Below are 13,012 nucleotides of genomic sequence, written 5' to 3'. Positions count from 1 at the left end.
AAAAGCCTTTCGAAATTTACTGCCAGCACTCAAATTTATTTCAGTAAAGTATTGATATGTCGCCGTACTAGGTACTCTTGTTGCTCTGCAGAAAACTGCTCGGGGTTGATAACGACTCCGGTACCAATTCCATCCACTAAGGCGATGAGTGCATTGGCTTCCAGGGTTAGATCGAGATCGGCTCGAATAAGTTTGGCTGTTTGTAAGTCGGCTAACTCTTTACAAAGAATTTCCTGTAAAAATTGATAACGTTTTTGGTGTTCCTTAATTAGGCGTTCGCGCCCGGTTGAATAGCCCAAAAATGCGGTCCAAACCTTCCAGTCATCTCTATCATTAGCTTTCAAAGGTAGAGCCGAAAAAATAATTTGCTCTAGCCTTTCAACTCCTTTCCGCCCCTCACCACAAACTTTAATATCCTCTAGAACGCTTGCAAATACTAGTTCTAGGGCAAACAAGGTAAGTTCTTCCTTATCTCGAAAGTAGTGGGTGACAACTCCAGTGGAGGAGCCAAGTTCTTGAGCGATCGCCCGCATGCTGGCGCGATCTAACCCTTCGCGGACAATCACCCGCCATGCGGCTTTAGCAACCTCAATACGGCGATCATCATAACTCATAGTTCTCCTTGGTTTGCAACAATATCAAATAATCATGTTGACGTATTATAGCAACAGTTGTTATGTTTTTATGGCTACATAACAACTGTTGTAATTTTTATTTTTACCTAATTCCTGCTGAAGTTTTTTGCTGACAAGACTTGGATATTCTTTGTTATTAATTTTACACTTATGGGGATTTTGTTATGATTCGACCGACCGTACCCAATGACACGAATGCACTACTCGCTTTAGCTAATGCGGCGATCGGTTTTGAGCCGAACGAACTTGAGGAATTGAGCAAAATGCTAACTGATTACTTCAATAGCGAAAATGAGAGCGGTGATTTCTGGTTGACTGATGATGATAATGGAGTAGTTGCAGCCGCCTACTGTGCGCCGGAAAAGATGACAAATGGAACTTGGAACCTACTCTTTCTCGCTGTCCGACCTGATCGCCAAGGACAAGGATGTGGTACGGCGATGATACGGTATGTCGAGCAAATCTTAAGGGAGCGTGGAGGGCGTTTGCTCTTGATAGAAACATTGGCGAGTTTTGAACGCACACGAGAATTCTATTGTAAGTGCGGTTATGAGGAGGAAGCGCGGATTCGCGACTTTTATGAAGCGGGTTATGACAAGATTGTTTATCGCAAGGTTTTGGGCGACGGGGGGTAATTAGATAGCTTTTTTTAATTACCTTTTACACAAAAAATTATCAAGCAAACTGTAGGGGATCCAAAACATTCCAATATTTTGGAGTGGCATTAATTATACAGCTTAGCTAAATTAGGTAAGTTGTTCAACGCATTTTAAATTAATGCATTTTCAATCCAAGCTTATCCTGTTTTCTCAACATGGGATGACGGATAACAACGAACTTATGGAAGCCTTGGCTTATAGAGTAGCTTCACCTCAATCTCTTATTATTGCTCCAAATCTGGGATATATTAAAACTCTTTTTGAGATTGAACCTCTTATTCGTAAAGTTGAAAAAATTACAGAACAAGCACTTAAGGAATATCCTGATAGGGTTGCTCGAATGGTTGCTACATCACTCGGAGGTGTGATTTGGGTAGAAGTATTATCTAGACATCCAGATTGGTGGAATCGATTTGAGTCTCTAATCTTATTGGGTGTTCCTATAGGTGGTGCAGATTTAGCTCGAATTATTAACCCCTTGGGTTGGGATATTGGTATGGCTAAACACCTTGGAAAAAATCGTCGAATTCTAGCAGAGCAAATTACAGCTGTAATTCCTACATTAGTAGTAGCTAGAAATATAACAGGTGGTGGAGATGGTCTTATTCCTATTGAGTCTACCAAGCTTAAACACGCTTATTTTGTGTGTTTGGATGGTATAAATCACTCTGCACTTAAGACACATTCTGCTGTTGTTAAAGAAATTGAAGAATTTTGGTCCCAACCCAGGGAAGCATTACCCGCGTCAGATAATCTCATTTCAGAACTGGTAGAGTATTTCCGTTCGGTACCAGGTATTACTGATGCTAGCGAGCGTGATTTTCCTAAAGCAAAGACTATATTTTCTTTCGCTGATGGAAGTAGTATCAGGATTTGGAACAATCTAGTTGGGGTTAAACATATATTCATTGCTAACAAAGATGGTAAGTGCAAATACGCAGCTTTTGTTGGTTGGATACATTCTGCAGCCCTCGTAGAGGCGATAGATGTAGCAATCAAGTCATTTTTTGTTTAACAACATCAAATGCAATCGCCATCGCTGCAAGTCTATCGGTATCAACACCACGCACCCCTGCTGGTAACTGTATTCCTTCCACATTTAACCCACCACGGGTAGCAGCATCTAAATCTGTAAGTAATTTATCTGTTATATCTAAAACCTCATCATCATTTGGAGCAACTGGTCCACGTGTTGTACCTCCTCTTTTAGCAATATCCTTAAGCACTTTGAGGGAGTTTCGCAATGGGTCAGTACTAGCAATAATTAATGCTTCTGTCATCCCAAATGGTTTCCCAACAGTTAACTTAAAGCCATCATTTTGGGTCGGGATTATCCGCTTTTCACCAGCTGCTAATAACGCTGCACCTTCGGAAACACTCCAATCATTGGGAAATATTACCGCCATTTCACCTGCTGCATCAATAACTAGAATACTAATGTAAAGGGGCGTAGATTCTTTATTTTCCAGTTCAAATGCTACTTGCGTACCAATAGGTAGTTTAGGAATACCGTTCTCTGTAGTTACTGATAATTTTACAGGTATGCTTTGATTCTTATCTTTGCTTACACCCCTGACTGGAAAAGTTTCGCTGATTACTTTTTGGGTATCTGCAATGTTCATTGAAGCGGTAACTTTTATTTTTGAAGTATTGGTATTACCCAACATTTGTTTAACAATTCGCGCAGCTAAAAGCGATTTAAATTTAGGTGTTAAGCGTTCTATTGCTTTTGTAACTGTTTCTCCTGTGTTTCCGAAAGATTTGGGGACAATTTCATCTAATGTTGCTAAAAATAACCCAAAACTACCGATGGGTGGAAGATTTGGTATGGGACGTTTTTCTAATTCCTGATATCTAGCTTGAGTCATCACACCAAAAATATATTGCACCTCTTGTTGTCGCAGGGGTGAAGCTAGTACGCGGTTAATTCTTTGAAAGGCTTGTTTTGCTTGAGCAAGGGTATAACTGTCAAAAGCATCATCAAGTCCGATATTTAACTTTATATTGGCTGGAATACCCCGTATTTTTTCCTGCAATAAGGTTCCTGTTTGTAATTGTGAGGTGTCAATTAAGGTACCTTTCCCAACCAAACCTTGGCGGGATTCTAATTTTACCAATCCTCTTCCTGTACCGTCCGCAACTGTGAAGATTGCATCTTTCTCAAATGCTGTCAGAGATTGGGAATCTACTCCACCTAGCCATAATTCTACTTGGTTGCCATTGACTTTAGTAACTACAGCTTCGGCATAGTTAGTTTTAAAAGAAGTAAAGTAAAGTGATGGGTTGGGTTGTTTTACATTTAATTCCAACTCTGGAATTTGACTATAACCTTTACGATCGGAATATATATTAGTACTACGACTAACATCAACCAATATTCTTTTAACGGATTGATTTTCTGGTTGTTGCCACAGATACTGAGTAAATAGATAAGTAAATGCACCTGCGGAAAAGTCATCGAAGGAAGCATCAAGCGCCAATTGTTCCCGTTTTGCGGAAGCTATAACAACCCCTTTCGCGATATTTTGACGACGTAATTTAATAAATTCTTGGGGAGAAAGATTCAAGCGTTTTAACCATTGACGCTGATATTCCAATTCGTTGGAACTAACTTGTAATTGTTTCCCACCATCACGGGAGCGAACAGCAAAATTACCACGTTTTGCACCTCCAGAATGGCAGCTATCCAACACAAAAGTAACATTTTCTGTTTTCAATGCATACATGAGTAAAAACAGCGTATGTCCCATTATGTCTTGCACCTTACCACCTTGAGAAGGATATCCTGCAGGGAATCCAGCATCAATAGGAACTAAAGTACTGTTAAGTCCATCGGGAGTATCTTTATCTGGATCTGCAACTTGCGAACCATGTCCGGAAAAGTGAAATACTACTATATCCCCAGGTTTTGCTTGTTTAATTAGATGTTCTTCAAATGCAGTCAGGATACCTTGACGTGTAGCTTGTGTGTCAGTGAGGGTAAGTATATCTTTGGGATTAAATCCAAAACGGTAGGTTAATAATTGTTCCTGTAATCTTACATCATTGACACAACCCTCAAGTGGACTTAATCCATTGTTGTATTGATTAATTCCTACAAGTAGAGCTAATTTGCGTCTGAAATTTTTTGCTAGGGTTTTTGCATATTTATCCCCCTGTTGCATAATATCCAACTGACTGATACCAACTGTGGCTAATGCAGAACTAGCAAATTGGATAAAATTACGGCGTTTCATAGGATTTAGATTATAGATTTTCGATTATTTGATTATTTATATTTCTGGGGATTGTGGGGGATATGCAGTTTTGTAAAGGTAAATGTGATAAATTGCTTAAGTTATATCTTGCACCTGTATAATTTGGCGTAATAATTACTACCATCCAACGCGACTAGCATTCACACCCGCCAGAGAATAAATTCCCTGTCAAATAGCATAAGTCCATTAAAATTGACTAAAGATTTAACACTACCAAACAGTATTTTAGAAACTTTCAAAGAAAAAATATACCACTTGTAAGGGCGCACGGTGCGCCCCTACACTAGGGTGTTAACTCTGTGGGTTTTTGGAAGATGAAATTTCATTCAAAATCTTAATTATTTCTTCACAGCCCTAACTGCTGCATCAGCGTTAACAAGTCCGCTACCAAAGAAAAATTGTTTCTCTGTGACCGAAGAAGGTATCAAACCTTTGTTAACCACAGTACGATATGATTTCTTGTCTGGTTCGGAAATCTTCAAATTATCGTAACTTGCAGTAGATTTCAAAATATTAACTAATTGCTCGCGGTTCAATTTTCCATCGGTGTCTTCACCCTTCATTAAAGCTACAACCCCCGCAACTGCTGGAGAAGAGAAAGAAGTACCTTGCATCCACCAATATTTTCCTTTGAAATCAATTGTAGGAGACCAACGCGAGTTAGGAAAAGCTAAACCGTTCCAGAATTTATCCATCCAAGTTCCTCCGGTGGTGGGTATTCCCCCCAACCATCCAGCTGATGTACTCAAATCTCCACCTGGTGCAACTACATCTAATCCTTTACCATAATTACTGTAATAGGCGCGATCGCCAAATAAATTACTCGCACCAACTGATAAAATTCCACTGTATCCGGAAGGATAAGCAACTTGGGTATAGTTTGAATTACCGGATGATGCAACTATGACTAATTTGGGATTTTGCTGTAGTACTTGTGATAATGCAAATTCTTCCACATCGGTTGGTAGGGTTTTACCTAAACTCAAATTAATTACATCAGCACCACGATTCGCTGCATAACCCACAGCTTCAATATATGAAGAAGGAGAAATACTTCCATTTAATCCAAATACTCGCACGGGTAAAATTTTGGCGTTGGGTGCTACTCCCCATATACCTTGGGAATCTTGACCTTGAGAATTATCAGGTTTTGCAGCAATAACTCCACTAACTAAAGTACCGTGAAATTCACCACCGACTTCAGAACGAATTTTCCGACGCAAATACTCTGCTAACTGTTTCTCAGAGGGTCGAAATCTTATTTGCTGTCGTATTTTTGGTGTTAAATATCGTCTGATTAATTTACGGTCAGATAGCTTGAAAGTATCATGTAATTTCCTTTTTAAAGCATTAAGTTCTAAAGGACTGACACTGGTATCAGAATCACCAATTTCACAAGGCTTCTTACTGCTGCTTGGTTGGGAAAAATCCCATCCATAAACTTCTCCAGGACATTTATCTGCAGCCTCTACTTTATATAAACTATTTCGTAAGTCGGGGTGATCCCATTGGATCAGACTATCAATGACTGCAACGACTACACCTTTTCCACCATTACTATTTTTCCAAGCTTCTGTGACATGTAAATCAGTACGAGATGATTTTGATTTTGAACTTGATTTTGAGCTTGAATTTTCTGTAGTTCGTTGTTTCAGACAGTTTTGCAGAGCATTAAAGCCATTAATTTTTTGCGGTAAACATTCTTTGAGGGGAGTACTATTTAAATGCCACTGTAAGCCTAAATAATCTATTTCAGCCTTCCCAGAATTTGTAACATTGGTAGTTGTTTTGTTAATTGACTGGGTACTCAAATCATCATTGAAACCCTCGGAGTTTTGTTCTTCGATATTTTCGATATTAATGAAGCTAGAAACAGACTGGAGAAAATTAGGTACAGCAGAGGTAATACCTTTTACTCCATCAAGTTTACTAGAAACATTTAATATATCTGTACCGGAAGCAACTGTTGATTTAACAATATAAATATTGGGGAAAAAACGTAGAGGACGAATAATTTCTAGATTCTTTTGTTTAAGAATGGATTCTTTATCGCGATCGGAAATGTTTGCTTCAAAGTTAACGATGATTTCGTTAGGTAAAACAATAGTATCTTGACTGTCAGCACGACTTAATATTGGTAAAGAAGCCTTGACGTAATTTTGATTTTGAATTTTCTTCTTAATATCAAAATTTTGACTACTAGTTAAAGTAACAAGGGCGTAATTTTTACCTAAAGGTTTAACTTGTATCTGGGGATTACCTCCACCGCGAGTACGAGTACCTGTTTGTAAATCTTTTTCCAATTGGAGGTAAAGAGGATCGGGACTGCTACCGCGAGTACGAGTTTTCGGTAAAGGTTTAAATTCAACAGCAATCGCATCTTTTTGTTGAGTTAAAGGAATGCGCTGTCCTTTATAAATGTAAAATAATTGGTTATTGTTTGATTCTACAATTTGAGCAGAGGCAGTTTTATTAGAACCTATATAATAGTTGATTGCAAATGGAAATATATTTGTTGAAGCCAAAATACTAATGGCTAAGAAAATTCTAGATACAGTACCTTTGGGATTCATAAGCGATCGGTTTGTGTTGAATAAGAAATATGAGATATTGATTTACACTTTATTGAACGGAAGAACAAAAGGTTTTAAGGTTTTTGCTCTTCTCAAAAAGTAGAGCTTGAGTAAGTCCTGGGTATATTGGTAGCGAGTGAGTGAATGTTCTTTCCCCGCTGATTTATCTATACTTCTCAGTGATGAAGGGGGTATGCAGTTTTTTGGTGCGAGAAATAAACTTGATACCTCTAAAATTTCTCATATGATTGGTGATTGGTTTGAATCTATATAGACGTACCGTAACGCCATATATGCAGCAGATAACAATCGCCAAAATTCACGATAGACTCATAAAATATTCAGTATATAATTCAACCTAACGCATCACTATCAATAAATTACAAAGTAGCAAATGCTAATTAAAAAATCACTCCGCTTCCCCAATCAAAGTAAAAGCAGCCCATTTCCTGGGAGCTTTGGGATATTGTTCCTTCATCTTCAACATCGCTTGACGTAAAGCCTGTGCTTTATCCAGATTCTTTTGATACAAATTTTGGTAAAATTCCGTCATTAATTCTGCGGTGGGTGCGTCGGGAACTGACCACAATGAAACCACTACGCTGGGAGTACCAGCCAGAAATAACGAACGGGATAAACCAATTACCCCATCACCAGTAATTCGACCTCTACCCGTATTACAAGCGCTCAGCACTACCAAATCTGCATTAAGTTTGATGTCGAGCATTTCGGAAGCAGTCAAAAGACCGTTATCTTGAGAGGAAGGTGCAAGTGCGATGGAACTTTGTAATCCTTGGAAACCATCAAATAAGCCGTGGGTAGCGAAATGAATCACCCCAGCTTCAGGAAGTTTTGTTTTGATAGTGGTTTCTGTGGCTTCGTCACCAGTTAAGACTTTGGTATTGAATAGGGGTGCAATAGCTTCTGCTTCTCGTTTGGCTCCTGGTAGAGATGATAACTGTTTTCCTGGTTCACCATATTCGGTATTAAATTTAGGCATGGTAGGATTGCCTACTATCAGAGCATTTTGGCGAGATTTACCTGGTATCCGTTGCTGACTTTTTATTCGTTGTCGTTGCGAGCGGGTTAGTTCTAATACTTGAATTGCGGGTGCAGTGAGAATAGTGTGTTTTTCAATCAGGTATTTATCTTTAGAGTCCATTAATGCAGGGAAGGGAACCAAGAATAAATCACCTTGGGGTACGAAAGTAACCCGTTGATTGGGGTCAGTTGGTAAGAGGTCAGCAATGGGTTTAACTAACAGTTGATGGAGTTTTTGTAAGCTTTCTCGTTGTATTTTTTCATTCACAGGATTTTTGACTTTGACATCAAAAATGCTGCGTTCATCATCGCTAACACCCAAGGATGTACGGGTGGTGGAAACTAATTCACTTAATGTTGTATTTTCTTTTTGCCACAATGGTTTTAAATCAGCTTTGCGGAAGGTGACTTCACCCGTGGGTTTGATTACCCAGATGTAGAGTTGAGATTCTTTAGTTTTGGGTTTACCTGCGATTTTGAATTCATCGTAGATAATTGAATATTGGACTAAAGTGGAATTTTGCTGTTTGGCAATTTGTTTAATTTCAGTAATATTTGGTGGTTTGGGGGATTGTTCTTGAGGGTTGGTAGATAAGCGGGAAGCTAGTAATTCTACAAAAGCCCGTCCCCGTCCCCGTTCGGATATTTCTAAAGCTGCCGTACTTTTGTTTTGAGCGACTAGGACTTGTTGTAAAAATTTATAGGTATTACTTTGGGTTTCAAAAATCGAGACTTTCTCACTATCCTTTAATTCTCGACCCCGGAGAGATTCGTAAACTTTTATGCCTTCAAATAGGTTACTTTCAGCTAAAGTTAGTTTTCTTTGTTTGTAGTAAGTAAATCCTAGATTACTTAGTGCAAAACCCTTACCATTACGGTTTTTAATTTTCCGTGCAATTTTTAAGCTTTGTTGTTGGTTGTCGATAGCTTTGGAGTAGTCTCCCAAGTTACGGTACGCAACTCCGAGATTTCCCAATAATTGAGCCTCACTTAAAGGGTCTTTAATTTTCCGTGCGATTTTTAAGCTTTGTTGATAGTAATTGATGGCTTTAGAATAATCTCCCAATGAATTATAGCTACTACCGAGATTTCCCAGTGATTGACTCTCACCTAAAGGGTATTTAATTTTTTGTGCGATCGCTAACCTTTGTTCATGATAGTAAATGGCTTTGGGGTAGTTTCCTAACTCATCGTAGGCACTGCCAATATTTCCTAGTGCTGCACTTTCACCTAAAGGGTTTTCAATATCTTTTGCGATTTCTGAGCTTTGTTTATGGTACTTAATGGCTTTTGGGTATTCTCCCAAGGAATGATAGATAATACCAAGATTTCCCAACGATTGACCTTCACCTCTACGGTCTTTTATATCCCGTGCAATCGCCAATCTTTGTTGATGGTAGTCAATGGCTTTGGGATAGTTTCCTAAGTTACGGTAGGCAAGTCCAAGATTTTCTAATGCTGCACCCTCACCATTACGGTTGTTAAGTTCTTGTGCGATTTTTAAGCTTTGTTCATGGTATTCAATGGCTTTTGGGTAGTTTCCCAAAGCATGGTATGCAAGACCGAGATTTCCCGATGATTGACCTTCAACTAAACGATTGTTAAGTTCTTGTGCGATTTTTAGGCTTTGTTGATGGTACTCAATGGCTTTGAGATATTCTCCCGAAATATCGTAAGCAATGCCGAGATTTCCTAGTACTTTACCTTCACCTTCACGGTTTTCTATTTCGCGGTAGATTTTTAACGCTTCTTCCCAAGATTGCAATGCTGCTCTAAATTGATTACTTTGATACTGCTCAATACCTTGCTCAAATAACCTATCAGCTTTTGCTTTCTTGGAATTACTTCTAAGTTGCGCCTTTGCAAGCATTGGCTGTACTATTGCTTCTAATTTTGAGTTTTTAATTTCTCGTGCAATGGCTAAAGATTGTTGGTAGTTATCAATTGCTTTGGGATAATCTTGCAATTCAAAGTAAATCAATCCTAAACTAGCTAATGCCCAGCCTTCACCTTTAGGGTTTTTGATTTCCCGGTAAATAATTAATGCTTTTTGAAAAGATTGTAATGCTGCTTCCAGTTGATTTGCTCCAACCTGTTGTATACCTTGATTAAATAATCTATCTGCTTCTGCTTCCCGTGCTTCTGTTGTCTGCGCTAATACTTTATGCACTGGTAATATCGCTGATAAAACCACAGCAGATTGTAAACTTATGGTGACGATAGTTGTGACAGCGACGAGCAAAAGCTTTTTGTAATTCATGATACTGAATAATCTCAACTTACTGTTTTTACATATCTCTCATGGCTGATGAACCTATGCAGAAATGGGTGTTCTTTACCCAGGATTTAAGACCTAAAATCAATGCTTTAAAATGTTTTGTACCAGAATAAACTTAATTTCTGGCATTTAATCTACCAAATCGTTACAATTCACTATATCTTTACAAAAAAATCAGCATAATTACTGAATTTAGGAATCATAATTGAAGCACAACAACTGCATAACCTCCGTTTAGCCAGAGATAAAAATAATTACCAATACGCTGAAGGAGTAACCAATGGCTGACAGTTTAAATTCCCCAACCATGTCTACTATCAAACGTCGTCATTTCTTACAATTCGCTGGCTCCACTTTCGCCACCCTAGCTCTGAGCCAATTTGATATCATCAGTAAAAGCAACCGCTATGCTCAAGTATTAGCAAAGGATACTCCGTGTAAGTTAGCGCTGCTGGTGGGGGTGAATAATTATCCCAATAGCGAAAGATTTACTAATCTCGAAGGGTGTACCACTGATGTAGATTTGCAGGAACAACTGTTAATTCACCGTTTTGGTTTTAATCCCAACGATATTATTAAACTCACTAGCGATGAATCTACCGATAAACAACCTACTCGCAAAAATATTTTAACTACATTTGAAGAACATTTAATTAAACAAGCTAAACCAGGGGATGTAGTGGTTTTCCATTTTTCCGGACATGGTTCTCGTTTCTCTGAGACTAGCGAAACAGTTCGTAATTGCCGAAATAATGAACTAAATAGTACTTTAGTTCCCGGTGATGATGGAGAAGGAAGAGTGACCGATATCATGGGACGTACTTTGTTTTTACTTATGTCTGCGTTGAAGACAGAAAATGTTACCGCTGTGTTGGATAGTTGTTTCTCTGGTGGTGGAACTAGGGGGAATTTTCGCATCCGTTCTGTGTCCGGTGATGGTTTTAGTCCCAGTACGGAGGAAATCGAATTTCAAAAACGTTTAATGAAGGATTTGGGTTTGTCGGAACAGGAACTAGCTCAAAAACGCTGTCAAGGAGTTGCAAAAGGGGTAGTTATCGCTTCTGCTCAAAAGGATGAACTAGCAGCAGATGCTCCCTTCTCCGGTTTTTCTGCGGGTGCTTTTACTTACCTGATGACTCAATATCTCTGGCATAATTCCGGTAATGTTGAAAGTGCGATCGCTAAAATTTCTCCGACTCTGAAATCATATAATCAATATCCTTTGGGAGATGGTAATCAAAGCCAGGGATTTTACTTTATCAATCAAAAAGCACTACCTACTGATGCTGTGATTACAGAGAGTAATGGGAATCAAGTTACTTTATGGTTGGGAGGATGGGAAGGAGGAAGTTTAGACAGCTTTGAAAAAGGTGCTGTTTTGAATATTTTAGATAGTCAAGGAAAACCAGCAGGAAAAGTTAAAGGGGTATCCCGTGAGGGATTGGTTGGGAAAGCAATTGTAGAGAAAGAACAATTAAAAGTAGCTCCCCAAGTAGGAATGTTATTACAAGAATTTAGCCGCGCTATTCCCACAGATTTAAAATTACATATTGGAATTGATTCTTCCTTGGCTGGAGAAGTAGCAGATATCACCAAAGCCTTAACAAAAATCAAACGCATCAAAGCTGTTAATTCAGGTTCGGGAAATATTCCTTATACCGATGAAGTGCATTATATTTTAGGTAAAATGACAGCGGAACATCACCGACAATTTCAGCAAGAAGGATTAAAAGATATTCCCAAAGTAGGTAGTATCGGATTATTTACCCAAGGATTCCAACCATTAGATAAATCTTTATTTAGCCAACCAGGAGAAACGGTTACAAAGGTAATTGATAACTGGGAAGCAAAACTCAAATCATTAGTAGCAATACATATTCTCAAGAAAACCTTAAATGCTAATTCTTCTCTGTTAGATGTGGAAATGGGGATGAATTTAGTAGAACAAAAATCACAACCAATTGCTAGAGTTACGACGGTGAGAGGTGCAAATAATCAGCGACAGCTAAGGCAAAGTAAAACAGGTAATTTACCACTAAATAAACTTTTTGAATTTCAGGTAACTAACCGCACCAATCATGGTCTATATATTACAATGTTACTCATTGATTCCACAGGAGATATTATATTAATATTTCCCTACCAATGGCCAGCTAACGAACAATCAATGCGCTTAGTAGCAGGTCAAACAATGGTAATTGGTAATCCCAAAGAACTGGAATTAAAAGCATTAAAAAAAGGTTCTGGAGAAGCTTTATTAATTGCAAGTCGTTTACCTTTGAAAAATGCTGTAAAAACATTGTCAGCACTAGCAAAAGAAAGAGGTTTGAGAAGCCAACCCATAGATTTAAAAGGAGAAGTGGGAGCAATTGACGATTTGTTGAGTGATTTGAGTAGTGAACGTGCTGGTGGTCTTATTCCTAGCAAAGATAAATCAAAATCTATGGAAGTTAAGCAAATGGTGACTCTTTCCTTATCTTTTGAGGTGGGTTAGTTGTCAATCGCTTCGCGGAAGTCATTAGCGTGGCATGTCCATAGGACATAAGTCAAAATTGCATAGTTTCATCAT

At 38.5% G+C, this 13,012-nt stretch carries 7 protein-coding genes; 3 read left to right on the top strand and 4 right to left on the bottom strand.

Annotation, left to right across the window (positions count from 1 at the left end; all coding sequences use genetic code 11):
* Positions 1 to 35 precede the first annotated feature (35 nt).
* A complete protein-coding gene (locus BC008_RS34475) occupies positions 36 to 614 on the bottom strand; it encodes a TetR/AcrR family transcriptional regulator (protein ID WP_027845199.1) in 579 nt (192 codons plus the stop codon).
* 185 nt (positions 615 to 799) lie between these two features.
* Between BC008_RS34475 and BC008_RS34470 the strand changes: the two genes are divergently transcribed.
* Positions 800 to 1,270: a GNAT family N-acetyltransferase gene (locus tag BC008_RS34470; protein ID WP_027845198.1), complete on the top strand. Its 471-nt coding sequence runs from the start codon at positions 800 to 802 to the stop codon at positions 1,268 to 1,270.
* Positions 1,271 to 1,412: 142 nt separating this feature from the next.
* Positions 1,413 to 2,309 (top strand): alpha/beta fold hydrolase, encoded by an 897-nt coding sequence (locus BC008_RS34465; protein WP_027845197.1) that lies wholly within the window; start codon positions 1,413 to 1,415, stop codon positions 2,307 to 2,309.
* Here BC008_RS34465 and BC008_RS34460 read toward each other — a convergent pair.
* From BC008_RS34460 to BC008_RS34450, 3 genes are all read right to left on the bottom strand, one after another.
* Positions 2,290 to 4,530 carry a caspase family protein gene (locus BC008_RS34460; RefSeq protein WP_027845196.1) on the bottom strand — a complete coding sequence of 747 codons (2,241 nt, stop codon included), beginning with the start codon at positions 4,528 to 4,530 and terminating at the stop codon, positions 2,290 to 2,292. The genes BC008_RS34465 and BC008_RS34460 overlap by 20 nt on opposite strands.
* A gap of 359 nt (positions 4,531 to 4,889) precedes the next feature.
* Complete coding sequence (locus tag BC008_RS34455; RefSeq protein WP_027845195.1) at positions 4,890 to 7,124, bottom strand: S8 family peptidase; 2,235 nt, start codon at positions 7,122 to 7,124, stop codon at positions 4,890 to 4,892.
* A gap of 409 nt (positions 7,125 to 7,533) precedes the next feature.
* The gene (locus BC008_RS34450) at positions 7,534 to 10,425 is read right to left on the bottom strand and encodes a CHAT domain-containing tetratricopeptide repeat protein (protein WP_058184227.1); all 2,892 of its coding nucleotides are present in this window, start codon (positions 10,423 to 10,425) and stop codon (positions 7,534 to 7,536) included.
* Positions 10,426 to 10,723: 298 nt separating this feature from the next.
* On the opposite strand from BC008_RS34450, the gene BC008_RS34445 reads away from it, so the two are divergent.
* Positions 10,724 to 12,937: a caspase family protein gene (locus tag BC008_RS34445; RefSeq protein WP_235595973.1), complete on the top strand. Its 2,214-nt coding sequence runs from the start codon at positions 10,724 to 10,726 to the stop codon at positions 12,935 to 12,937.
* Positions 12,938 to 13,012: the final 75 nt, after the last annotated feature.

Origin of the sequence: Mastigocoleus testarum BC008 (assembly GCF_001456025.1) — a bacterium.
GTDB lineage: Bacteria > Cyanobacteriota > Cyanobacteriia > Cyanobacteriales > Nostocaceae > Mastigocoleus > Mastigocoleus testarum.
The sequence above is the reverse complement of the archived record's forward strand: the minus strand, read 5'-3'. Positions and strand labels throughout refer to the sequence as shown.